This is a genomic window from Agromyces hippuratus, assembly GCF_013410355.1.
GTDB classification, from domain to species: domain Bacteria; phylum Actinomycetota; class Actinomycetes; order Actinomycetales; family Microbacteriaceae; genus Agromyces; species Agromyces hippuratus.
This window is the reverse complement of record NZ_JACCFI010000001.1, coordinates 170445-192713: the sequence shown is the minus strand read 5'-3', so window position 1 is coordinate 192713 and position 22269 is coordinate 170445. Positions and strand designations below refer to the sequence as shown.

Annotated in this window: 21 protein-coding genes; 7 read left to right on the top strand and 14 right to left on the bottom strand. The window is 70.5% G+C overall.

What is annotated here, in order from left to right; genetic code table 11:
• Positions 1-16: 16 nt before the first annotated feature.
• The gene (locus BJY17_RS00855; RefSeq protein WP_179552648.1) at positions 17-2041 is read right to left on the bottom strand and encodes a PhoX family protein; all 2025 of its coding nucleotides are present in this window, start codon (positions 2039-2041) and stop codon (positions 17-19) included.
• 265 nt (positions 2042-2306) lie between these two features.
• Between BJY17_RS00855 and BJY17_RS00850 the strand changes: the two genes are divergently transcribed.
• Entirely contained in the window at positions 2307-3821 is a 1515-nt protein-coding gene (locus BJY17_RS00850) for an alanine/glycine:cation symporter family protein (protein WP_179549702.1), read from the top strand.
• 51 nt (positions 3822-3872) lie between these two features.
• Here BJY17_RS00850 and BJY17_RS00845 read toward each other — a convergent pair whose 3' ends face one another.
• Together BJY17_RS00845 and BJY17_RS00840 are read right to left on the bottom strand one after the other, a co-directional pair.
• Complete coding sequence (locus BJY17_RS00845) at positions 3873-5636, bottom strand: proline--tRNA ligase (protein ID WP_179549701.1); 1764 nt, start codon at positions 5634-5636, stop codon at positions 3873-3875.
• Positions 5637-5691: 55 nt separating this feature from the next.
• On the bottom strand, positions 5692-5910 hold the full coding sequence (locus BJY17_RS00840; RefSeq protein WP_056013941.1) for a hypothetical protein: 219 nt from the start codon (positions 5908-5910) through the stop codon (positions 5692-5694).
• Between the two features lie 91 nt (positions 5911-6001).
• On the opposite strand from BJY17_RS00840, the gene BJY17_RS00835 reads away from it, so the two are divergent.
• Together BJY17_RS00835 and BJY17_RS00830 are read left to right on the top strand one after the other, a co-directional pair.
• On the top strand, positions 6002-6703 hold the full coding sequence (locus tag BJY17_RS00835; protein WP_179549700.1) for a potassium channel family protein: 702 nt from the start codon (positions 6002-6004) through the stop codon (positions 6701-6703).
• A 63-nt stretch (positions 6704-6766) separates the two neighbouring features.
• Entirely contained in the window at positions 6767-8200 is a 1434-nt protein-coding gene (locus BJY17_RS00830; protein WP_179549699.1) for an RNB domain-containing ribonuclease, read from the top strand.
• 25 nt (positions 8201-8225) lie between these two features.
• Here BJY17_RS00830 and BJY17_RS00825 read toward each other — a convergent pair whose 3' ends face one another.
• The 5 genes from BJY17_RS00825 to BJY17_RS00805 all read right to left on the bottom strand — a co-directional run bounded on the left by BJY17_RS00825 (position 8226) and on the right by BJY17_RS00805 (position 12074).
• A complete protein-coding gene (locus BJY17_RS00825) occupies positions 8226-8432 on the bottom strand; it encodes a hypothetical protein (protein ID WP_179549698.1) in 207 nt (68 codons plus the stop codon).
• A 74-nt stretch (positions 8433-8506) separates the two neighbouring features.
• On the bottom strand, positions 8507-9637 hold the full coding sequence (ispG, locus tag BJY17_RS00820) for a flavodoxin-dependent (E)-4-hydroxy-3-methylbut-2-enyl-diphosphate synthase (RefSeq protein ID WP_179549697.1): 1131 nt from the start codon (positions 9635-9637) through the stop codon (positions 8507-8509).
• Positions 9638-9724: 87 nt separating this feature from the next.
• A complete protein-coding gene (locus BJY17_RS00815; protein ID WP_179549696.1) occupies positions 9725-10477 on the bottom strand; it encodes a hypothetical protein in 753 nt (250 codons plus the stop codon).
• 189 nt (positions 10478-10666) lie between these two features.
• Positions 10667-11299: a CoA transferase subunit B gene (locus tag BJY17_RS00810; protein ID WP_179549695.1), complete on the bottom strand. Its 633-nt coding sequence runs from the start codon at positions 11297-11299 to the stop codon at positions 10667-10669.
• A 1-nt stretch (position 11300) separates the two neighbouring features.
• Complete coding sequence (locus BJY17_RS00805) at positions 11301-12074, bottom strand: CoA transferase subunit A (protein ID WP_179552647.1); 774 nt, start codon at positions 12072-12074, stop codon at positions 11301-11303.
• Between the two features lie 121 nt (positions 12075-12195).
• Between BJY17_RS00805 and BJY17_RS00800 the strand changes: the two genes are divergently transcribed.
• Positions 12196-13380 carry an acetyl-CoA C-acetyltransferase gene (locus BJY17_RS00800; RefSeq protein WP_179549694.1) on the top strand — a complete coding sequence of 395 codons (1185 nt, stop codon included), beginning with the start codon at positions 12196-12198 and terminating at the stop codon, positions 13378-13380.
• Between the two features lie 94 nt (positions 13381-13474).
• On the top strand, positions 13475-14779 hold the full coding sequence (locus BJY17_RS00795) for a low temperature requirement protein A (RefSeq protein WP_218889828.1): 1305 nt from the start codon (positions 13475-13477) through the stop codon (positions 14777-14779).
• Positions 14780-14846: 67 nt separating this feature from the next.
• Here the strand turns inward: BJY17_RS00795 and BJY17_RS00790 are convergent, their stop codons facing one another.
• The 6 genes from BJY17_RS00790 to BJY17_RS00765 form a co-directional block, all read right to left on the bottom strand.
• Entirely contained in the window at positions 14847-15158 is a 312-nt protein-coding gene (locus BJY17_RS00790; protein WP_179549693.1) for an SHOCT domain-containing protein, read from the bottom strand.
• Positions 15159-15290: 132 nt separating this feature from the next.
• On the bottom strand, positions 15291-15953 hold the full coding sequence (locus BJY17_RS00785) for a response regulator transcription factor (RefSeq protein WP_179549692.1): 663 nt from the start codon (positions 15951-15953) through the stop codon (positions 15291-15293).
• Positions 15950-17128, bottom strand: coding sequence for a sensor histidine kinase (locus tag BJY17_RS00780; RefSeq protein WP_179549691.1), 1179 nt, complete (start codon positions 17126-17128; stop codon positions 15950-15952). Before BJY17_RS00780 ends, BJY17_RS00785 begins: the two co-directional genes overlap by 4 nt.
• 115 nt (positions 17129-17243) lie before the next feature.
• Positions 17244-18569 carry a M50 family metallopeptidase gene (locus BJY17_RS00775; RefSeq protein WP_179549690.1) on the bottom strand — a complete coding sequence of 442 codons (1326 nt, stop codon included), beginning with the start codon at positions 18567-18569 and terminating at the stop codon, positions 17244-17246.
• An 83-nt stretch (positions 18570-18652) separates the two neighbouring features.
• Entirely contained in the window at positions 18653-19744 is a 1092-nt protein-coding gene (gene dxr / locus BJY17_RS00770; RefSeq protein ID WP_179549689.1) for a 1-deoxy-D-xylulose-5-phosphate reductoisomerase, read from the bottom strand.
• Positions 19745-19776: 32 nt separating this feature from the next.
• Positions 19777-20415 (bottom strand): 4'-phosphopantetheinyl transferase superfamily protein, encoded by a 639-nt coding sequence (locus BJY17_RS00765; protein ID WP_179549688.1) that lies wholly within the window; start codon positions 20413-20415, stop codon positions 19777-19779.
• A 93-nt stretch (positions 20416-20508) separates the two neighbouring features.
• On the opposite strand from BJY17_RS00765, the gene BJY17_RS00760 reads away from it, so the two are divergent.
• Positions 20509-21267, top strand: coding sequence for a lysophospholipid acyltransferase family protein (locus tag BJY17_RS00760; RefSeq protein ID WP_179549687.1), 759 nt, complete (start codon positions 20509-20511; stop codon positions 21265-21267).
• Positions 21268-21313: 46 nt separating this feature from the next.
• The gene (locus tag BJY17_RS00755; RefSeq protein ID WP_179549686.1) at positions 21314-22252 is read left to right on the top strand and encodes a hypothetical protein; all 939 of its coding nucleotides are present in this window, start codon (positions 21314-21316) and stop codon (positions 22250-22252) included.
• The last annotated feature ends 17 nt before the right edge of the window (positions 22253-22269 follow it).

Here is a 22269-nt window from a genome sequence, read left to right as displayed (position 1 = left end):
AACTGGTGCGCGCCCCCTACGCGCGCCAGACCTGCACGACCGAGGGCCGGGGCGCGGCGACGAGCCCGCTGTCGGGGCGGTGCGACGGCACGTAGTCGGGGAAGTAGGAGGTCGGTGCGTCGACCGTGCCCTCCTCGCCCGGGTGCTGCACGGCGACGAAGACCATGCCCTCCTGGTCGTGGATGACCGGGCCGCAGGTCTCCGCATCGCGCGGAACGGAGAGGAACTGCTGCACGCGACCGCGATCGGGCCCCTCGAGCGGCACCTTGAACAGTCCGTCGTTGAACCCGATCTTGCTGGGCGCGCCGTCGGTCGAGATCCAGAGGTTGCCCTCGGAATCGAACGCGACGTTGTCGGGGCAGGAGATCGGCGAGACGAGCTCCTTCGGGAACCCGGCGAAGTAGGTGTTCCGGTCGACCGCCGGGTCGCCGCAGAGCAGCAGGATGCTCCAGCCGAACGCGGTGCCCGACTGGCCGGCGGTCTCCGTCAGCTCGATGATGTGCCCGTTTCGGTTGCCCGTCACCGGGTTCGCCTCGTCGATCGTCGCGAGGCTCCGCGACGAGTTGTTCGTGAGGGCCACGTACACCTTGCCGGTCCTCGGGTTGGGCTGCACGTCCTCCGGGCGGTCCATCTTCGTCGCGCCGACGGTGTCGGCCGCGAGGCGCGTGAAGACGAGCACCTCCTGGGTCGTCATGCCGGGGATGACGCTCTCGCCGTTCTGCGTGAGCGGGATCCACTGGCCGGTGCCGTCGAAGAGGCCGTCGGCGGGGAGCGCTCCGGTGCCGGTGATCTCGGCGACCGGCGAGTTGCCGGTGAACTTCGCGACGTACAGGTCGCCCTCGCTGAGCAGCCCGAGGTTCTTGCGGCGGGCGACGGGAGTGTTCTTCGGGTCGTACGTGCCCTTGGAGACGAACTTGTAGAGGTAGTCGTTCGTCTGGTCGTCGCCCATGTAGGCGACCGCGCGGCCGTCCTCGGCGATGATGACGTTGGCGCCCTCGTGCTTGAAGCGGCCCATCGCCGTGTGCTTGCGCGGCGTCGAGGAGGGATCCTCAGGGTCGATCTCGACGATCCAGCCGAAGCGGTTGGGCTCGTTCACGTAGCCGGCGTCGTGCGCGTCGAAGCGCGGATCGATGCGCTCGAACGTATAGGTCGACTTCGCGCTCGGCGTGGCCCGGTAGCGCTTCTGCCCGGCGGTGTCGGCGGCCCAGGCGAAGTAGCCGTCGAAGTTCTCCTCGCCCGAGAGCACGGTGCCCCACGGCGTGGTGCCGCCGGCGCAGTTGCCGAGCGTGCCCTTCACCCAGCGGCCCTCGACATCCTCGGCGGTCTTCACGAGGTCGGTGCCGGCCGCGGGGCCGGTGAGCTCGAAGACGGTGTCTGCGGTGATGCGGCGGTTGCGGCGGCCGTCGACGAGGTAGCGCCAGGGGCGGCCGAGCTTGCTGCGCCGCAACTCGACGACCGAGAAGCCGTGCGCGGCCTTGAAGATCGCTGCGCGGCGGTCGAGCTCTGCGGCATCGCTCGTCGCGGGGAACATGATGCCCGGGTTGACGTACTCGTGGTTGTTCACGAGCACGCCGGTGCGGCCGCTCCGGTCGGCGATGACATCGAGGTAGTCGCAGTTGTAGCCGAACTGGCCGGCCTGCGCCTCTGGCGTCTGGTTGTCGAAGTCGAGCGCCGGCACGCCCGAGAACAGCGGGTCGCCCCAGCGGATGATCGGCGCCCACGTGTAGCCCGCCGGCACGGTGAAGTCGTCGACGATCTTCGGCACCGGCGAGATGGCGTCGAAGGGCAGGCGCGCCCCGCCGCCCGAGGCTCCGCCGCCGGGCGCAGCGACAGCGGTTCCGGCCGGGGTCGCGGCAGCGAGCGCGATGCCCACGGCGCCCGCGGCACCGAGTCCGAGCAGCGCGCGACGCGACAGCGCGGCGGACGCGATCTCGCGGAAGGCGGGGTTCGATGACGTGTTGCACTCGGGGCCGAGACACGCGTTGCCGCACTTGAAGTGGCACGTCACCGGCGAACGCTTGCCTCGCACGTGATCGGCCATCGGAAGCAGCTGGATGTCGGTGATCGTCACGGATCGGTCCTCACGTTCGTGGTCGGGATTCCACTCCGCAGAGTGCTCGCGGAAACCGAATCCGCGTGGGACGACGGTTGAACGCGCGGTGAACCCGCGATGAACTCGCCGCCTCAGGACGCGACTCCACCGCACCTCGCTCGCGTCACCGCGCTCCGGTTGCCCCTCCGGTCGGCGCACCCGCCCCGGCGCGCCGTCGCCCAGTGCCTGAGACGGCCTCGCAATACTGGAGCGCATGGACACCGTGAACGAATGGGTGCTCGCCGGCGGCGATGTGCTGTGGACCTGGATCGTGCTGCCGGTGGTGGTGATCCTCGGCGTGTACTTCACCGCCCGCTCCGGGGTGGTGCAGTTCCGGCTGATCCCCGAGATGTTCCGCACCTTGACCGACAAGACGCCGCGCGACGCTGCCGGCGTGCCGCAGTCGGTGTCCGCGTTCCAGGCGTTCACCATCTCGGCCGCATCCCGCGTCGGCGTCGGCAACATCGCCGGTGTCGGCACCGCGATCGCCATCGGCGGGCCGGGCGCGATCTTCTGGATGTGGCTGATGGCCTTCGTCGGCGGCGCGTCGAGCTTCGTCGAGTCGACGCTCGGCCAGCTGTTCAAGGTGCGAGACCGGGACGGTTTCCGAGGCGGCCCGGCCTACTACATGGAGCGCGGGCTGCGCGCCCGCTGGATGGGCATCCTCTTCGCGATCGTGCTCATCGTCTGCTTCCCGTTCGCCTTCTCCTCGCTCCAGGCCAACACCATCAGCGCGACGGTCACGTCGACGATCAGTCCCGACGGCGCCCCCGGCTGGGTGGCGTGGGCCGTCGGCCTCGTGCTCGCCGCGCTCACCGGGCTCGTGGTGTTCGGTGGCGTGCGCCGCATCGCCTCGGTGACCCAGGCGGTCGTGCCCCTCATGGCCCTGCTCTACCTGCTGCTCGGCCTCGTCATCGTCGCGATGAACATCACGAGGCTCCCCGAGGTGTTCGCCTCGATCTTCACCGAGGCGTTCGGCTTCAACGAGGTCGTCGGCGCCACACTCGGCATGATCGTGCTGACCGGCGTCAAGCGCGGCATGTTCTCGAACGAGGCGGGGCTCGGCTCCGCCCCGAACGCGGGCGCGAGCGCCGCGGTGACGCACCCGGTCAAGCAGGGCCTCGTGCAGACGCTCGGCGTCTACTTCGACACCTTCCTCATCTGCTCCATCACGGCGTTCATCATCCTGGTCTCGAACCCCGACCTCGAGAACGCCACCCGCGGCATCGGGCTCACGCAGAACGCGATCGTGTCGAACTTGGGCGCATGGTCGAGCATCGTGCTGAGCATCATCATCTTCCTGCTCGCGTTCAGCTCGATCCTCGGCAATTACTACTACGGCGAGTCCAACATCGAGTTCATCACCCGCCGACGCTCGGTGCTGTCGGTGTACCGCGTACTCGTGGTCGTCGCGATCTTCGTCGGCTCGGTGGCATCCTCCGACCTGATCTGGAACACGGCCGACGGCATCATGGGCATCATGGCGCTCATCAACCTCGTGGCGATCGCGCTGCTGTCGGGCGTGGCGTTCCGGCTGCTGCGCGACTACACCCGGCAGCGCCGGTCGGGCCGCAACCCGGTCTTCACCCGCGCGCTGCTGCCCGATGTCGGCGGCATCGAGTGCTGGGAGGACGAGCTGTCGGTCACCGGTCCACTCGACCTCGCGACCCTGCGGCACGAAGCCGAGAAGCACCGCGACCACCTGCACGAGTCGCGCGAACAGCACTGAACCGCTCGCTCCCACCGGGTGGGAGCGAGCGGTTCAGGAGACCTGCCGCCGTCAGGCGAGTGCTGCCGGGACCTCGCCGATCGCGACCTGCGTGCGCTCGCCCGTCGCCCGATCCCAGACCTCGACGACGCCGTCGGCGACGCCGCGACCGACGATCACGATCTTCGGCACGCCGATGAGCTCGGCATCGCCGAACTTCACGCCGGGCGAGACCTTCGGGCGGTCGTCGAAGAGCACGTCGAGACCGGATGCCTCGAGCTCGGCCACGATCGTCTCGGCCGCGTCGAACACCGCCTCGTCGCGACCAGTCGCGACCACGTGCACGTCGAAGGGCGCGACGGCCGGCGGCCAGACGAGGCCCTTGTCGTCGTTGTTGTCTTCGGCGATGATCGCGAGGATGCGGGTGACGCCGATGCCGTACGAGCCCATGGTGACGGTGGCGAGCTTGCCGTTCTCGTCGAGCACCTTGAGCCCCAGTGCCTCTGCGTACTTGCGGCCGAGCTGGAAGACGTGGCCGATCTCCATGCCGCGGGCGAGTTCGACCGGGCCCGAGCCGTCGGGCGCGGGGTCGCCGGGCAGCACGTTCGACGCCTCGACGGTGCCGTCGGCGACGAAGTCGCGGCCGGCGACGAGTCCGAAGACGTGCTTCTGGTCGACGTTCGCGCCGGTGATCCACTCGGTGCCGTCGACGACGCGGGGGTCCACGAGATAGCGGATGCCGGTCGCGGACTCCTCGCCGAGCACGGCGCCGGTCTCCGACCAGGGGCCGATGTAGCCCTTCACGAGGCCGGGATGCTTCGCGAAGTCGGCCTCGGTCGCGGGCTCGACCTCGCCCGGGGCGAACGCGACCTCGACGCGCTTCATCTCGACGTCGCGGTCGCCGGGCAGGCCGATCACGACGAGCTCGCGCGTGCCGTCGGGCGCGACGACGGCGAGCACGACGTTCTTCAGGGTGTCGGCCGCGGTCCATGCGCGCCCGTCGGGACGCGGGTACTCGGCGTTCGCGAGGTCGACGAGCGTCGAGATCGTCGGCGTGTTCGGTGAGTCGAGCACGATCGGCGCCGGCAGTCCGTCGAACGGGATCGGCTCGGGCACGACGGTCTCGAACGCCTCGACGTTGGCGGCGTAACCGCCGCCCGAGCGCACGAAGGTGTCTTCGCCGACGGGGGTCGGGTGCAGGAACTCCTCGCTCTTCGAGCCGCCCATCGCGCCGGCATCCGCCTTGACGATGACGTACTCGAGGCCGAGGCGCGTGAAGATGCGCTCGTAGGCGTCGCGCTGCGCCTGGTAGCTCGCGTCGAGGCCCTCGTCGGACACGTCGAACGAGTACGCGTCCTTCATCGTGAACTCGCGGCCGCGCAGGAGACCGGCGCGAGGCCGGGCCTCGTCGCGGTACTTGTCCTGGATCTGGTAGATCGCCAGCGGCAGGTCCTTGTACGAGTTGTACAGGTCCTTCACGAGCAGCGTGAAGGCCTCTTCGTGCGTCGGCGCGAGGAGGTAGTCGGCGCCCTTGCGGTCCTGCAGGCGGAAGAGGGCGTCACCGTACTCGGTCCAGCGACCGGTCACCTCGTAGGGCTCGCGCGGCAGCAGCGCCGGGAAGTGCACCTCGTGCGCGCCGGCCGCCGTCATCTCCTCGCGGATGATCGCCTCGATCTTCGCCTTCACGCGCAGGCCCAGCGGCAGCCATGCGAAGACGCCTGGCGCCTGGCGCCGGATGTAGCCGGCGCGCACGAGCAGGCGATGGCTCGTGACCTCGGCGTCGGCGGGGTCTTCGCGGAGCGTACGGAGGAAGTAGTTCGTCAGGCGTGTGGGCACCCGACGATTCTACTGAGCACTCGGATGTCGCTCGCCCCGCGAGTGCCGCGGAGACTCAGGTGAGGTCGACGTCGACCACTTCGACGCCGCTCTCGGCGAGGTGGCGGGTGACCTGGTCGGCCCAATTGATGAGGTCGAACAGCGCGGTGTCGAGGCTCTCGAGCACCTCGAGCACACGGGGGTGCACATCGCCGTCTTCGAACTCCTCGATGAGGTGGTAGGCGTCGTCGCGGGCGTTGGCAGCGTTCTCGAGGTGGCGGCTGTTGATGGTCATCCTCGAATTCTATCGGCGGTGGGTGCATCACGAGATCGGTTCGCAAGGATCACGAGGTCGCCCTCCCGCGGTGGAGCCGTAGAGTGGCCCGATGGATCAGCAGCGCTGGCAGAAGCTCCTCGAATGGCCGCTCGCCCTCGCCGCAGTCGCGTTCCTGATCGCATACTCGTGGCAGGTAATCGGCAACCTCAGCGGACCGCCTGCGGTCGTCGCCGAGACGATCATCTGGACGACGTGGGCGCTCTTCCTCGTCGACTACCTAGTGAACCTCTCGCTCGCACCGCAGCGGTTCAAGTGGTTCTACACGCACCTCCTCGACCTTGCGATCGTCATCCTTCCGATGCTCCGCCCCCTCCGACTCCTTCGACTCGTGACGATCCTCGCGGTGCTACAGCGCACGGCCGGCGCCGCGTTCCGTGGGCGGGTCATCATGTACGTGGCCGGCGCTTCGGCACTGCTCGTCTGGGTGGCCGCGCTTGCTGTGCTCGACGCGGAGCGCGGCAACGACGGATCGATCCAAGACTTCGGTCAGGGGCTCTGGTGGGCGTTCGTCACGATCACGACTGTGGGCTACGGCGACTACTTCCCTGTCACACCGACGGGGCAGTTGGTCGCTGTCGGCGTCATGATCGGGGGCATCGCGCTCATCGGTGTCGTGACCGCCACTCTCGCATCGTGGATCGTGGAGAAGGTCGGCGCAGCCAACGACGCCGAACAGGTCGCGACCAAGGCGCACATCGATGAACTGATCCGCGAGGTGCGATCCCTGCGCGAGGAGCTCAAGAGGGACTAGCCGCCGGGTTGGTGACGGCCGGCCGGGGCATCCGATCGCCCGGCTGCTCGTAGGCTGAGGCGCATGCCGAGCCGCAGAACGCACGTCACGGAATCCGTCGCGCAGAGCGAGCTGGCGGTCGCCCTCGCTCGGCTCCGCGCCGAGCTCGACGTGCCCGAGTCGTTCGCGCCCGAGGTGCTCGCCGAGGCCGAGTCGGCGCGTGCGGCGGTTCCCGGAACCGACCTGCGCGAACTCGCGTTCGTCACGATCGATCCGCCCGGTTCGACCGATCTCGACCAGGCGCTCTGCATCGAGCGCCGGGCCACCGGCTTCCTGGTGCACTACGCGATCGCGGATGTCCCGGGCTGGGTGGTCCCGGACGGCGCCGTCGACCTCGAGGCCCGGCGTCGGGGCCAGACCCTGTACGCCGCCGACGGCCGGGTGCCGCTGCATCCCGTGGTGCTCAGCGAGGACCGCGCCTCGCTGCTGCCGGGTGCCGACCGGAGCGCCTTCGTCTGGGCGTTCGGGCTCGACGAGCGCGGCACGGTGACGTCGACCGGGCTCACCCGTGCGATGGTGCGCTCGCGCGAGCAGCTCACGTACGAAGAGGCGCAGGCCCGCATCGATGCCGGCGACGGCGACTCCTCGCTGGCGCTGCTGCGGGAGGTCGGGCGGCTGCGCATCGAGCTCGAGCGCGCCCGTGGCGGCGCGAGCCTCAACTCCCCCGACGAGGAGATCGTGCGCACCGAGGGCGGCGGCTACTCGCTCGAACGCCGGCACCCGCTGCCGGTCGAGGAGTGGAACGCGCAGTTGTCGCTCATGACGGGCATGGCGGCCGCGCAGCTCATGCTCGCGGGGCGCATCGGTGTGCTCCGCACCATGCCGAAGCCGAGCGAGGAGCGCATCACGGCCTTCCGGGCGCAGACGCGCGCACTCGGCCGCCCGTGGCCCGAGTCGATCTCGTACGGCGAGTACCTCCGCGGCCTCGACCGCGACGACCCCGCCGCGCTCGCGGTGATGCAGGCGGCATCCGGGCTCTTCCGCGGTGCCGGCTATCTCGCCGTCGACGGCGACGTGCCGGCAGATCCGATCCAGTCCGCGCTCGCGGCGCCGTACGCGCACGTCACCGCGCCGCTGCGCCGTCTCGTCGATCGATGGGGGCTCGTCGTCTGCGAGGCGCTCTGCGCCGGGCGCGAGGTGCCCGAGTGGGCGCGCTCCTCGCTCGGAGAGCTGCCGTCGCTCATGGGCGCCTCGTCGCAGCGGGCGAGCCGGCTCGACGCCGAATCGATCGCACGGGTCGAGGCCGCGCTGCTGAGCACGCGGGTCGGCGAGCGGTTCACCGCGACCGTGCTCGAGGTGCGCGGCGATCGAGCGATGCTCCAGCTCGCCGACCCCGCGGTCATCGCGACGTGTCCGGCGCCCTCCGGGGTTCGCGCGGGAACCGCGCTCGAGGTCGAGCTGCTCGCGGCCGACATCGCCACGGGCACGATCGAGTTCCGGGCGGCCGGAGTCGCCTGACCTGTCGGGCCGCTCGCGGCGCTCGTCAGACGCCCTCGACGTCCTCCTCGTCGTCGAGCGCGAACGCCTCGAGGTCGCCCTCCGTCGCCGTCGCGGCATCGTCGGTGCCCTCATCCGCGGCATCGTCGAGGCTCTCGTCCGCGCCGTCGTCGGTGCCCTCGTGCAGGGTGCCCATGCCGTCGGGGTAGCCCGCCGTGTCCGGGTACTCGAACTCGCTGCCGTCGCCGCTCATCACGGTCTCCTCTCGCGAACCGGATGCCCGGGGCATCCGCTGCCGCCCACGATACGCTCGGGCGGCGCACGCGACTACGGGGTGACGACCTCGGGCGTGCCGACCGGCGCGTCGGCGCCCATCTCGTCGGCGATGCGGTTGGCCTCCTCGATGAGGGTGGCGACGATCTCGGACTCGGGCACGGTCTTGATGACCTCGCCCTTCACGAAGATCTGGCCCTTGCCGTTGCCGGATGCCACGCCGAGGTCGGCCTCGCGGGCCTCGCCCGGACCGTTGACGACGCAGCCCATGACGGCCACGCGGAGCGGCACGGTCATGCCCTCGAGTCCGTCGGTGACGTCGTTCGCGAGCTTGTACACGTCGACCTGCGCGCGACCGCACGACGGGCACGAGACGATCTCGAGCTTGCGCTCGCGGAGGTTCAGCGACTGCAGGATCTGCAGGCCCACCTTGACCTCTTCGACCGGCGGAGCCGAGAGCGAGACGCGGATCGTGTCGCCGATGCCCTCGCTGAGCAGGATGCCGAACGCCGTGGCGGACTTGATCGTGCCCTGGAAGGCGGGGCCGGCCTCGGTCACGCCGAGGTGCAGGGGCCAGTCGCCGCGCTCGGCGAGCAGGCGATAGGCCTTGACCATGACGATGGGGTCGTTGTGCTTGACCGAGATCTTGAAGTCGTGGAAGTCGTGCTCCTCGAAGAGGCTCGCCTCCCACACCGCCGACTCGACGAGGGCCTCGGGCGTCGCCTTGCCGTACTTCTGGAGCAGTCGGGGGTCGAGCGACCCGGCGTTCACGCCGATGCGGAGGCTCACGCCCGCCGCTTTCGCCGCGGCAGCGATCTCGCCGACCTTGTCGTCGAACTTGCGGATGTTGCCGGGGTTGACGCGAACGGCGGCGCAGCCGGCGTCGATCGCCTGGAACACGTAGTTCGGCTGGAAGTGGATGTCGGCGATGACCGGGATCTGGCTCTTCTTCGCGATGATCGGCAGTGCCTCGGCGTCGTCGCGGCTCGGCACGGCGACACGCACGATGTCGCAGCCCGATGCCGTGAGCTCGGCGATCTGCTGCAGCGTGGCGTTGATGTTCGTCGTGGGCGTCGTCGTCATCGACTGCACGCTCACCTGGGCGTCGCCGCCGACGAGCACCTTGCCCACCTTGATCTGGCGGGACTTGCGTCGCGGGGCCAGTACCTCAGGGACTTTGGGCATTCCGAGATTCACAGCAGGCACGTGACGAGTCTACTTCTGCGCGGAGGGTCGGCGGCTCTGAGGTAGCATCCGCCGGCTCGCCGATCGCTACGCGCAGCCCTCGGCGACGACGTAGGGCGCGCCGATCCAGCTGACGGTGCCGTCGTCTTCGACGCCGTCGGGCGGCCCGCCCATCGAGTCCCAGTTCGCGAGCGCGACGCCGTATTCGCGCTCCACATTCCCGCCTTGCCATTCCACGTACTCGTCGATGGTGACGACGTCGACCCCCTGTCCCACGCACGTCCAGTCATCGGCATCGAAGCCGGGAGCGAGATCGGCGAGGTTGTCACCGGCCTGGTAGCCCGAGGGTGTGGTGAGTTCGACGTCGTCGTACGTCGGTGCGTCGAAGTACACGGAGAACCGAGGCCACGACATTCCGATCGACTCCGCCTCGCGACGGGCTTCGTCGTAGTGCCGCTCTTCGATCTCGACGTCGCCCCAGACGTGCGATGTCGCCGGCGGCGTGTGGTTGGTCCCCGAACGCTCCTCGTCGACGGGCGCCGCACCGAACACGATCGAGAGCGCATCGACGACGCCCGCCGGCTGGTCGAGGTAGTGGAACTGCTCGACCAGCGCGCCGTCGCGATCGCGGAGGTCGAGGGTCTCGGCGGTGGCGACGAGCGCGACCACTCCGTCGAGGGGATCGGCCGCAGGCGTCGGAGTCGGAGTGAGCGGCGGGTTCGTGGTCGCCGTTGGTGCGGGTGGAACGGGGGCAGCCGAGCAGCCCGCGAACAAGGCGGCCGCGAGCGCGAACGCCCCGGCGAGCGCGATGGCGCCGCGTACCGTCGTGAAATGAACCATGATCCTCCGCTTCGTCGCTCCGACCAGTATCGGGCAGGCTGCACGCGACGAGCGTCAGCGTCTGCCCTGATGCGGCGGCAGGCGACCGCCGATCCGGCGGCGCGCGACGCGCGGCGCGGTCGATGTCCGGATGCTCGACGTGCGGCGAACGCCCGCGGTTCTCGAGCTCGATCCCACCCCGATGCGGGTTCAGTCGATGATGAGCGGCGGCTCGGTGGCGGCGACGACCTCGTCGACCGTCACCCCGGGCGCGCACTCGACGAGCCGCAGACCCTCGGGCGTCACGTCGATGACCGCGAGGTCGGTGATGATGCGGTGCACGACCGCGCGCCCGGTGAGCGGCAGCGAGCACTCGTTCACGATCTTCGCGGAGCCGTCCTTCGCGACGTGCTCCATGAGCACGATCACCTTGCGGGCGCCGTGCACGAGGTCCATCGCACCGCCCGGGCCCTTCACCATCTTGCCCGGGATCATCCAGTTGGCGAGGTCGCCGGCGGCCGAGACCTGCATCGCGCCAAGGATCGCGGCATCGATCTTGCCGCCGCGGATCATGCCGAAGCTCGCCGCCGAGTCGAAGTACGCAGCGCCGGGCAGCACGGTCACCGTCTCCTTGCCCGCGTTGATGAGGTCGGGGTCGACCGCATCGTCGGTCGGGTACGGACCGACGCCGAGGATGCCGTTCTCGGACTGCAACAGGATCGTGATCCCGTCGGGCACGTAGTTCGGCACGAGCGTCGGCAGGCCGATGCCGAGGTTGACGTACGAACCGTCGGCGAGCTCGCGGGCGGCCCGTGCGGCCATCTCGAAGCGGGTCAGTGCCATCTCAGTTCCCCTCCCGCACGGTGCGGCGTTCGATGCGCTTCTCGATGTCGGAACCGACGACCACGATGCGGTCGACGTAGATGCCGGGCAGGTGCACGGCGTCGGGGTCGAGTTCGCCGGCCTCGACAATCTCCTCGACCTGCGCGATGCAGATGCGCCCGGCCATCGCCGCCAGCGGCGAGAAGTTGCGCGCCGACTTGTCGAAGACGAGGTTGCCGTAGCGGTCGCCCTTCAGCGCGTGCACGAGCGAGAAGTCGGTCGTGATGGCCTCTTCGAGCACGAATTCGCGGGGCACGCCGCCGACGTCGAACGTCTGCACGGGCTTCGCGGGGCTCGCGACGGCGATGGAGCCGTCGGTGTTGTAGCGCCGAGGCAGCCCGCCCTCGGCGACCTGCGTGCCGACACCGGTCTGGGTGAAGAACGCGGCGATGCCGCTTCCCCCGGCCCGCAGTTTCTCGGCGAGCGTGCCCTGCGGCGTGAGCTCGAGCTCGAGCTCGCCCGAGAGGTACTGCCGTTCGAACTCCTTGTTCTCGCCGACGTACGACGAGGTCATCTTGGCGATGCGCTGCTTCGCGAGCAGCACGCCGAGCCCCCAGTCGTCGACGCCGCAGTTGTTCGAGACGACGGACAGCCTGTCGACCCCGGCGTCGAGCAGGGCCTGGATCAGCACCATCGGGATGCCGCAGAGCCCGAATCCGCCCACGGCGAGACTGGCTCCTGGCGGGATGTCGGCGACCGCCTCGTGAGCGGACCCGACCACCTTGTCGAGTGTCATGTTCGCGACCTCCATGTCGACGTGCTGCTTCACGGGTGGAATCTCCGGTGAATACTCACTAACTGAATCGTAGAATGGTTCCATCGCGCAAGAGCCGCGCACTGACGAAGGAGTCCTGAACATGTCCCTACCCGACGTCGTCATCATCGCGGGCGCGCGCACGCCGTTCGCACGCATCAACGGCAACCTCGCGGACCGGACGGCGGTCGAGCTCGGCACCGTCGCGATCCGCGGCGCCCTCGAGAACGCCGGGGTCTCCCCCGCCGACGTCGACGCCGTGATCATGGGCCAGGTGCTCCAGGCCGGTGCCGGCCAGAACCCCGCGAAGCAGTCGGCCGTCGCAGCCGGCATCCCGTGGCGGGTTCCCGCCACCACGGTCAACAAGGTCTGCCTGTCGGGCCTCGTCGCGATCACGGATGCCGCGCGGCTGATCCGTCTCGGCGAGGCATCCGTCGTCGTGGCCGGCGGCCAGGAGTCGATGACGAACGCCCCGCACCTGCTGCCCGGCTCGCGTCGCGGCCAGGCCTACGGATCGTGGGAGATGCTCGACCACGCCGCCCACGACGGCCTCACCGACGCCTTCGACCGTGAATCGATGGGCGCCTCGACCGAGCGCTTCAACGGCCGATACGAGATCACGCGAGCGGCACAGGACGAGATCGCAGCGGCCTCCCACGTGCGCGCCGGCGCCGCGCAGGCCGACGGCGTCTTCGCCGACGAGATCGTGCCGGTCGAGATCCCGCAGCGCAAGGGCGACCCCGTGGTCGTCGCCGAAGACCAGGGCGTGCGCCCCGACTCCACGGTCGAGGTGCTCGCGAGGCTGCGACCGGCGTTCAGCGCCGAGGGCTCGATCACGGCGGGCAACTCCTCGCCGCTCTCCGACGGCGCAGCGGCCGTCGTCGTGGCGAGCCGTGAGTGGGCCGAGTCGCGCGGGCTCCCCTGGCTCGCACTCGTCGGCGCTGCCGGACAGGTCGCCGGTCCCGACAACTCGCTGCACGCGCAGCCCGCCAACGCCATCGCCGCGGCCCTCGAGAAGTCCGGCGGCACCGCGGCCGAACTCGACCTCGTCGAGATCAACGAGGCGTTCGCCGCGGTCTCGCTCGAGTCCGCCCGCGAGCTCGGCATCGGGGCCGAGATCGTCAACGTGCACGGCGGCGCGATCGCACTCGGACACCCCATCGGCGCGTCCGGGGCACGGCTCGCGCTGCACGCCGCGCTCGAGCTCTCCCGCCGCGGCGAGGGTCGGGCGGCCGTCGCACTCTGCGGCGGCGGCGGTCAGGGCGAGGCGCTGCTGCTCTCGCGCTGAGCCCCGCCGACTCGTCCGCCTCCGCCGCACCGGGCGGCGCCTGTGGCAGCATTAGCCACCGGCGCCGCCCGCGCGCCGACGGGAGGGGCGCAGCATGGCCGATCGCGAGACGAGCGACACGGGCTCGGCGGGTGACCCGGGTGCCGCGGTATCCGTTCACCCGCCCCTCGACCACCGGCTGCGGCGCATGGTCGGCCGCGACCCCGATGAGCCGCACCGCACCGCGACGCCGCTCGAGCTGCTCTTCGACCTGACCTTCGTCGTGGCGTTCAGCCAGGCCGGCACGCAGGCCGCGCACCTGCTCGAGCTCGGGCACTTCATGCCGGCGTTCATCGGGTTCACGATCGCCGTCTTCGCGATCTGCCTCGCCTGGATCAACTACTCGTGGCTCGCCTCGGCCTACGACAACGACGACGTCTTCTTCCGCGTCGCGACCATGGTGCAGATGCTGGGCGTGCTCGTGCTGGCGCTCGGCCTGCCGCCGATGTTCCACTCGATCGACGAGGGCGAGCACCTCGACAACGGCGTGGTGGTCGCCGGCTACGTCGTCATGCGGGTCGCCACCGTGGCGCTGTGGCTGCGGGTCGCGCGCCACGATCCGGCGCACCGCCGCAGCGCGCTCGCCTACGCGACGGTCGTCGGCATCATCCAGGTCGGCTGGGTGACCACCATCTTCATCAACCCGGCGCTGCCCGTCATGCTCGGCATCTTCGTCGTGCTCGGCACCCTCGAACTGCTCGGCCCGTACGTGATCGAGCGCCGCGTCGGCGGCACGCCCTGGCACGCGCACCACATCGCCGAGCGCTACGGCCTGCTCGTCATCATCACGCTCGGCGAGGTGGTGCTCGGCACGATCCTCACGATCTCGGCCGTGGTCGAGCGACAGCACGCCTGGAGCATCGACGCGGCGCTCGTCGCCTTCGGCGGCACGGCGCTCGCCTTCGGCATGTGGTGGGTGTACTTCACGATGCCGTCGGCGAAGGTGCTGCATCGGTTCAGGAGGCGCGCCTTCACGTGGGGCTACGGCCACCTCGTGATCTTCGGATCGATCGCGGCGACGGGTGCCGGGCTGCATGTGGCGGCGTTCGAGATCGACGGCACCGCGCACATCGGCGAGGTTGCGGCCATGCTCACGGTCGCACTGCCCGTGGGCGTCTTCCTCGTCGCGCTCTTCACGATCTACTCGCTGCTGCTGCGGGAGTTCGACCGCTTCCACATCCTGCTCTTCGTGCTCAGCATGGCGGCGCTCTGCGTCGCGGTGCTGGCCGTCGTCGCCGGAGCGAGCATGGCGGTCGGCATCGTGCTCACCGCGTGCGCACCGCTCGTCGTGATCGTCGGCTACGAGACCGTCGGGCATCGGCACCAGGCTGAGGCGCTGCACCGGTCGCTCGACCGGTAGCACCGCGCACGAGGCCGGCGACGCGTTCGAGGGGCGGATGCCGCGGCATCCGCCCCTCGAAGCGGCCTCAGGAGGCGTTCGGCCGGTTCGCGCGCAGCACCTCGAGGCGTGCGCGATACTCGGTCTCGTCGATGTCGCCCTTGGCGAATCGCTCGGAGAGGGTCGACTCGGCGCTTCCGTTGCGCACCCACGGCGGCCCGTACGAACCGTCGGGGCCGCCGTGAGCCCAGTAGCGACGACGGTTCCGCGTGACCAGGAAGATGATCAGTCCGATGACGAGGAACCAGAAGATCGGAATGAGGAAGAAGACCCATCCGAACCCGGCCGCCCATGGGCCGGCGTGAGTGACCACCGCGGTGGTGGCGAGGGTGGCGAGCATGAGGTGTCCCTTGATCGTTGCGGCCTGCGGTTCAGGCCGTCGATGTCGAGTCTCGCGAGCCGGCCGTCTCCGCGAATCCGCCCGGCGGAGACACTTCGCCTGCTCCCCCGGGAGCAGTCCGGGATGCCGCGGCTACTGCCAGCCCGGAGCGACGAGCCCCGACTCGTAGGCGACCACCACGAGGTGCACGCGGTCGCGGGCGGCGAGCTTCGACATGATCCGCGAGACGTGCGTCTTCGCGGTCAACGGGCTCAGCACCAGCCGTTCTGCGATCTCGTCGTTCGTGAGGCCGAGTCCCACGAGTCGCAGCACCTCGCGCTCCCGATCGGTGAGCGCGGCGAGCAGTGCCTTGTCGGGCGCATCCCTGAGTCCCGTCGACATGCGCTCGAGGAGTCGCTTCGTCACGCCGGGCGAGAGCAATGCCTCGCCGCTCGCGACGACCCGCACGGCACGGATCAGGTCGACGGGTTCCGTGTCCTTCACGAGGAATCCGCTCGCCCCCGCGCGCACGGCCCTCGCGACGTACTCGTCGAGCTCGAAGGTCGTCACGATGACGACGTGCACCCCCGCGAGCCTCGGGTCGGCGGCGATCTGCTCGGTCGCCCAGAGTCCGTCGCCGTCGGGCATGCGGATGTCCATGAGCACGACGTCGACCGGCTCCCGCCGCACGAGTTCGAGCAGTTCGGTGCCGCTCGACGCCTCGCCGACGACCTCGACGTCGTCTTCGGCCGCGAGCAGCGCGCGGAAGCCGGCGCGCACGAGCACCTGGTCGTCGGCGAGCGCGACCCGGATCATGCCACGCCTCCCCATGGGAGGCGTGCGGTGACGCGCGTGCCGCCGAGCGGCGATGCGCCGAGCTCGACGGAGCCGCCGAGGAGCGCGGCGCGCTCGCGCATGCCCAGGATGCCGCTGCCCTCGCCGTGATCGGCTGCGTCGACGTCCCCGGCACCCGCGACGACGACCTGCCCGGCGCCGTCGTCGTCGATCGTGAGCACGAACTCGTCGCCAGCGCGTTCGACCGTGACGACCGCATGCGTGGCGCCCGCATGCCGCACGACGTTGGTCAGCGCCTCCTGCGCGATGCGATAGGCGGCGAACTGCACGGCCCGCCTCGGCGGCTCCGAGAGCCGGTCGTCGAGTCGTGCGTCGAGCTCGGTCGAACGGACGCCGCGCACGAGCCTCGGCAATTCGGCGAGCTCGGCCTGCGGCACGAGCGGGGCATCGCCGTCGCGGATGACGCCGAGCACCGTGCGCACCTCGTCGAGCGCCGACTTCGAGGTCTCCTTGATGCTGCCGAGCGCCGTGCGCGCCTGCTCGGGGTCGCGGTCCATGAGGTGCAGGCCCACGCTCGCCTGCACGTTGATCTGCGACAGGGCGTGCCCGATCACGTCGTGCAGTTCGCGGGCGATGCGCACCCGCTCGCGCTCCTCGGCGCTCTGGCGGCGACGCATCGCCTCGGCGCGGAACGCCGACGCCCGCGCACGACGCACGCGCACGAACCAGCCGATGCCGAAGCACACGGCGAGCGCGAGCGTCGTGAACGCGATGCGGAACGGATGCCACGTGGTGCCGACGACCGAGGCCAGCACGATCGCCGCGACCCACGCCACCACGACGGAGGCGACCGCCCAGACGACGGCGCCGCGCGCGACGGCCAGCACGATCGCGAACCCCACGGCGATGTACGGCGGCCCGAGGTCCGGTGCCAGCACGAGGTCGGCGAGCGCGGCGGCGGAGACCACCGCGACCGTCGGTCCCGGGTATCGCCGTGCCCCGATCAGCGCGAGCGGACCGGCTGCCGCGAGTGCGACCTGGCCGAGACCCGCGGCCCACCCGACCTGCGTCCACACGGCGATGCCGATCGCGGCGGGCACCTGCACGAGGAGGCTTATGACGACCGGCGCGAACAGCACGAAGCCCGGCGGCGGCCGGAAGCGTTCGGGGCGACCGTCCCACTGGGGCACGGGCATGCCCAGATCGTATCGCCGGCGCCGGCCGCCCGAATCGGCCCCGCGAAGACTCACTCGCTACTCCCTGCGGAGTACGAGCCGGTTCGTGCCGCGGAGCGGGCGATCATCGGTGCGATCAGAAGAGCTGCACCGGCTTGACGATGTCGGCGTAGATCAGGAGCGCGCTCATCGCGCCGAAGACGACGACGACCGCGAGCGTCACCGGCATGAGCTTCGCGAGGTCGACGGGCCCCGGGTCGGGGCGCCGGAAGAGCTTCGCGAATCCACGACGGATGCCCTCCCAGAGCGCACCGGCGATGTGCCCGCCGTCGAGCGGCAGCAGTGGGATGAGGTTGAAGACGAAGAGCGCGATGTTCAGCGACCCGAGGATGCCGATCATGGTGGCGGCCTTGGAGGCGATGGGGATCTCGTCGATCGTCGCGATCTCGCCGGCGAGGCGGCCGACGCCGACGACCGACATCGGGCCGTTGGGGTCGCGCTCCTCGGGGCCGAAGGCGGCATTGGCGACGTCGATGATGCGCTGCGGCAGGTTCAGGATGATGCCGGCGACGCCGGCCACGTTCTCGCCCACGGCGGGCAGCACGGCGGTGACCGGCTGCTGCACGACCTCGGTCGCCGGGCTGATGCCGACGAACCCGGCTGCCTCGGTCAGCTCGGCGCCCGAGGCATCCGTGACGACCTGGCCCTTCTCGTCGAGCACGTACCGCTCGCTGAGCATCGGGGTGACCTCGAGTTCGACGGTCTCGCCGTCGCGCTCGACGACGAACGCGACGGGCTCATCGGGGTGGGCGCGGATGATCGCCGTCGACTCGTTCCACGACTCGACGGGCTCACCGTCGACCGAGACGATGCGGTCGCCCGGTTCGATGCCGGCTGCGGCGCCCGGCGCGGCCGCGTCTCCGGGCTCGCACGTCTGCCGTTCGCTCGTGGCGGGCAGCGCGCACGCCGACACCGAGCCGACGGTCGTCGATGCCTGGGCGACGCCGAATCCCATGAGCAGGATGCCGAAGAGCAGGATCGCGAGCAGGAGGTTCATGAACGGCCCGCCGAACATGACGATGATGCGCTTCCACACCGGCAGCAGGTAGAACGCGCGGTGCTCGTCGCCCGGCGTGATCGACTCGGTGCTCGAATCGCGGGCGTCCTGCACGAGCCCGCGGAAGAAGCCGGTGCTGTCGGCGTGCACGCGTTCGCCCTTGGCCGGGGGGAACATGCCGATCATCGAGATGTAGCCGCCGAGCGGGATGGCCTTGACGCCGTACTCGGTCTCGCCCCTCTTGCGCGACCAGATGGTCGGGCCGAAGCCGATCATGTACTGGGTGACCTTGACGCCGAAGATCTTCGCCGGCACCAGGTGCCCGATCTCGTGCAGGCCGATCGACACGGCCAGGCCGATCACGATGATGACGACGCCGATGATGAAGGCGAGCACGGAATCCACGGACGCAAGCGTAGTGCCGCCGGCTTCGAGTGCGCTGTCGGTCGGCTGTGAGCTCGGCGAGCGGTGCCTGGACCCCGGAGGGATCAGCCCGAGATGCGGGCGATGCGGGTCTCGGCTGCTCGACGAGCGCTGCGCTCAGCCTCTCCGAGCGAGGCGACCGAGAGGGCGGCATCGGATGCCTCGTGGTGCTCGACCACGTCGCGCACGGTGTCGACGATGTCGAGGAAGCCGATGCGCCCGGCGTGGAACGCGGTGACCGCCTCCTCGTTGGCCGCGTTGAAGACGGCGGGGTACTCGCCGCCGGCGCGACCCACCTGCTTGGCGAGCGCGACCGCGGGGAACGCCTCGCCGTCGAGCGGCTCGAACGTCCATTCCTGCGCGCGCGTCCAGTCGAGCGGGGCGCCGACCGCGGCGACTCGGTTCGGCCAGTCGAGGCCCAGGGAGATCGGCAGGCGCATGTCGGGCGGCGAGGCCTGCGCGATCGTCGAGCCGTCGACGAACTCGACCATCGAGTGCACGATCGACTGGGGATGCACGACGACGTCGATGCGGTCGTACTCGACGTCGAAGAGCAGGTGCGCCTCGATCACCTCGAGTCCCTTGTTGACGAGCGTCGCCGAGTTGGTCGTCACGACGAGGCCCATGTCCCAGGTGGGGTGCGCGAGCGCCTCGGCCGGCGTGACCGCCGTGAGCTCGTCGCGCCGGCGCCCGCGGAACGGGCCGCCCGAGGCGGTCAGCACGAGCCGGCGCACCTCGTCATCGGTGCCCGAGCGCAGCGCCTGCGCGATCGCCGAGTGCTCGGAGTCGACCGGGACGATCTGACCGGGCTTCGCGAGGCGGGTCACGAGGTCGCCGCCGACGATCAGCGACTCCTTGTTGGCGAGGGCGAGGGTCGTGCCGCGTTCGAGCGTCGCGAGCGTCGGCCCGAGACCGACCGAACCCGTGATGCCGTTCAGCACGACGTCGGCGTCGACGTCGCGCACGAGCTGCTCGGCCTCCTCGATGCCGACCGCCGTGTGCTCGACCCCGAACTCCGCGGCCTGCGCCTCGAGGAGCGCGCGATTGGACCCCACAGCGAGCCCGACGACGTCGAACCGGCGAGGGTTCGCCCGGATGACGTCGAGGGCCTGAGTGCCGATGGAACCGGATGAGCCGAGGATGATGACGGAGCGCACGTCCCCACTGTATGGGAGAACGCGCGGGCACGTCAGGAGAGCACGGCCACCGTCGCCGCCCGGTTCCCGGGCACGTCGATGTCGTGGAAGCGGATGCCGCGCCATCCGGAACCGAACTCGGGCGGACACACCTCGATGCGGCCGACCCCGCCGTCGTCGCTCGGGAGCGTGAGGGCGAGCCGCGACGGCTCGATGAACTCGGTGTGGCCGACGGCGCGCAGCAGGGCGGACTTGCGCGCCCACAGGGTGGCCCGGGCGATCGCCCGCGCCGCCGGGTCGAAGCGGTCGAGCGCGGCCCGCTCGCTCGCGTGGAACGCCGCCTCGTCGATGACGGCGCCCGTCTCGAGTGCGGCCGACTCGATGCCGACCCCGACCGGATGCCTCGTGGCCGCTGCGCCCACGACCGCGTCGCCGAACACGGCGACATCGGCGTACCAGGTCGCACCCGACGGGGTGAGCGGGTAGGCGACCGACGGCCGGCCGTGCCGCGCCCCGCATTCGGCGCAGGCGTGCACGAGTTCGACGTCGTCGGCGGGCACGCCGGTGGCATCCGCGAGCAGCCCGCAGAGCACGGTGTCGGCCGCCGGGCCCCGGCGCCCGCGCATCACCACCACGACGCGCACGCCCGAGGCCTCGAGCTCGATGAGCTCGCCCTCGGTCGCGACGTCCATGCCCCCATCTTCTCGCACCGGCGCCGAACTCCTCGACGCGCGGGCCGATCCGATATGCCGCGTCGTGCATGTCGCCGCGCGTAGGGTCGAACGGTGACAGAGATCGAAGGCGACGCCGTGCCAGCTCCAGTGCGGCAGGGACCGCTCTACCGCATCGTCCGAGGCTTCCTCCGACCGCTCGTGCGACTCGTCTACCGGCCGAAGATCACCGGGGCGCAACACGTGCCCATGCGGGGCCCCGTCATCCTCGCCTCGAACCACCTCTCCTTCGTCGACAGCATCGTGATCCCGCTCGCATCGCCGCGACCCGTGCAGTTCCTCGCGAAGTCGACCTACTTCACCGGCACCGGGTTCTCGGGTTGGGTGTCGCGCACCTTCTTCGGCGCGATCGGCGCCGTCGCAGTCGAACGCGGCGCGGGTTCGCAGGCCCAGGAGGCCCTCGACGCCGGCCGTCGCATCCTCGACGCCGGCAACGCCTTCGCCCTCTATCCCGAGGGCACCCGTTCGCTCGACGGCCGCCTCTACCGCGGCCGCACCGGCGTGGCATGGCTCGCGCTGACGACCGGCGCGAAGGTCGTTCCCGTCGGCCTCATCGGCACCGAGCAGATCCAGCCCGTCGGGGCGAAACTGCCGCGAGTGCGCCCGGTGACCGTGCGCTTCGGGGAACCGCTCGACCTCAGCCGTCACGGCCAGGCCACCTCGGGCCGCGCCCGACGGGCAGCGACCGACGAGATCATGGCGGCGATCCACGCCCTCAGCGAGCAGGAGCTCGCCGGCGTCTACAACGAGACCCCGCCCCAGGGCGCGCTCGCCAAGCTCGCCGACCGGGTCGTGCCGCGCGAGCGGATCTGACCGGATTCCCAGCCGCTCCCGGCCTCGCCCCGGTATCGTCAGTCCGATGCGCCCCGCTTCGATCATCAGCCGCGTCGCCGCGACGGTGGCCGTCGTGCTCGCACTCGCGGCGTGCACCGCGCCGATCGACGTGCAGCGGGCAGCCGCAGGTCGCGTCGATGCCACCGCCGTCGTCGATCTCCCGATCCCCCCGGCGACCGAGTTCGACCCCGGGTACATCGTGAGCGACGACTCGTTCTACGACAGCGGCGCGATGAGCGAAGACGAGATCCAGGCCTTCCTCGAGGGGGTCGACTGCCGCCCCGAAGACCGGGTGCCGTGCCTCGCCGACTTCATGCAGAGCACCACGACCCAGGCGGCCGCGGGCCCCGGCCACTGCACCGAGTATCGCGGCGGCATCCGCGAACGGGCGAGCCGCATCGTCGCGAAGGTCGCCGCGGCATGCGGTGTGAGCCCGAAGACCCTGCTCGTGCTGCTGCAGAAGGAGCAGTCGCTGCTCACCCGGCCGAGCGAGTCGGGCTACCTCCGCGCGACGGGCTACGGCTGCCCCGACACGGCCGACTGCGACACCAAGTACTTCGGCTTCTTCAACCAGGTCTACAACGCCGCGTGGCAGTTCCGGCAGTACACCGAGCAGCCCGACCGCGCCTACCGCATCGGTGCGATCGATGTGGGGTTCCATCCGGATGCCGCGTGCGGCGCGTCATCCGTCGCCATCGCCAACCAGGCCACGGCGAACCTGTACAACTACACGCCGTACCAGCCGAACCCGGCCGCAGTGGCCGACCCCGAAGTGGGCGACGGCTGCTCCGCCTTCGGCAACCTGAACTTCTGGCGGCTCTGGCACCGCTGGTTCGGCGACCCGCAGGCCGAGCGCTACCCCGGGTTCCTGCCGCCGTGCAGCAGGCTCGTCGGCGGCCACGCCTGCCCGATCCCCGAGGCCACCCTGCCGACCGTGCCGCCGGTCGGGCTGCGCGCCGACTGACGTCTCACGTCGTCTCC

Bases quoted from the DNA above. Each gene is read 5' to 3' on its own strand.
- BJY17_RS00815 (WP_179549696.1), bottom strand. From the start codon at position 10,477: ATGGTTCATTTCACGACGGTACGCGGCGCCATCGCGCTCGCCGGGGCG.
- BJY17_RS00830 (WP_179549699.1), top strand. From the start codon at position 6,767: ATGCCGAGCCGCAGAACGCACGTCACGGAATCCGTCGCGCAGAGCGAG.
- BJY17_RS00840 (WP_056013941.1), bottom strand. From the start codon at position 5,910: ATGACCATCAACAGCCGCCACCTCGAGAACGCTGCCAACGCCCGCGAC.
- BJY17_RS00785 (WP_179549692.1), bottom strand. From the start codon at position 15,953: ATGATCCGGGTCGCGCTCGCCGACGACCAGGTGCTCGTGCGCGCCGGC.
- BJY17_RS00850 (WP_179549702.1), top strand. From the start codon at position 2,307: ATGGACACCGTGAACGAATGGGTGCTCGCCGGCGGCGATGTGCTGTGG.
- BJY17_RS00765 (WP_179549688.1), bottom strand. From the start codon at position 20,415: ATGGACGTCGCGACCGAGGGCGAGCTCATCGAGCTCGAGGCCTCGGGC.
- BJY17_RS00790 (WP_179549693.1), bottom strand. From the start codon at position 15,158: ATGCTCGCCACCCTCGCCACCACCGCGGTGGTCACTCACGCCGGCCCA.
- BJY17_RS00805 (WP_179552647.1), bottom strand. From the start codon at position 12,074: ATGACACTCGACAAGGTGGTCGGGTCCGCTCACGAGGCGGTCGCCGAC.
- BJY17_RS00855 (WP_179552648.1), bottom strand. From the start codon at position 2,041: ATGGCCGATCACGTGCGAGGCAAGCGTTCGCCGGTGACGTGCCACTTC.
- BJY17_RS00810 (WP_179549695.1), bottom strand. From the start codon at position 11,299: ATGGCACTGACCCGCTTCGAGATGGCCGCACGGGCCGCCCGCGAGCTC.
- ispG (WP_179549697.1), bottom strand. From the start codon at position 9,637: ATGCCCAAAGTCCCTGAGGTACTGGCCCCGCGACGCAAGTCCCGCCAG.
- BJY17_RS00825 (WP_179549698.1), bottom strand. From the start codon at position 8,432: ATGAGCGGCGACGGCAGCGAGTTCGAGTACCCGGACACGGCGGGCTAC.
- BJY17_RS00800 (WP_179549694.1), top strand. From the start codon at position 12,196: ATGTCCCTACCCGACGTCGTCATCATCGCGGGCGCGCGCACGCCGTTC.
- BJY17_RS00835 (WP_179549700.1), top strand. From the start codon at position 6,002: ATGGATCAGCAGCGCTGGCAGAAGCTCCTCGAATGGCCGCTCGCCCTC.
- BJY17_RS00755 (WP_179549686.1), top strand. From the start codon at position 21,314: ATGCGCCCCGCTTCGATCATCAGCCGCGTCGCCGCGACGGTGGCCGTC.
- BJY17_RS00795 (WP_218889828.1), top strand. From the start codon at position 13,475: ATGGCCGATCGCGAGACGAGCGACACGGGCTCGGCGGGTGACCCGGGT.
- BJY17_RS00780 (WP_179549691.1), bottom strand. From the start codon at position 17,128: ATGCCCGTGCCCCAGTGGGACGGTCGCCCCGAACGCTTCCGGCCGCCG.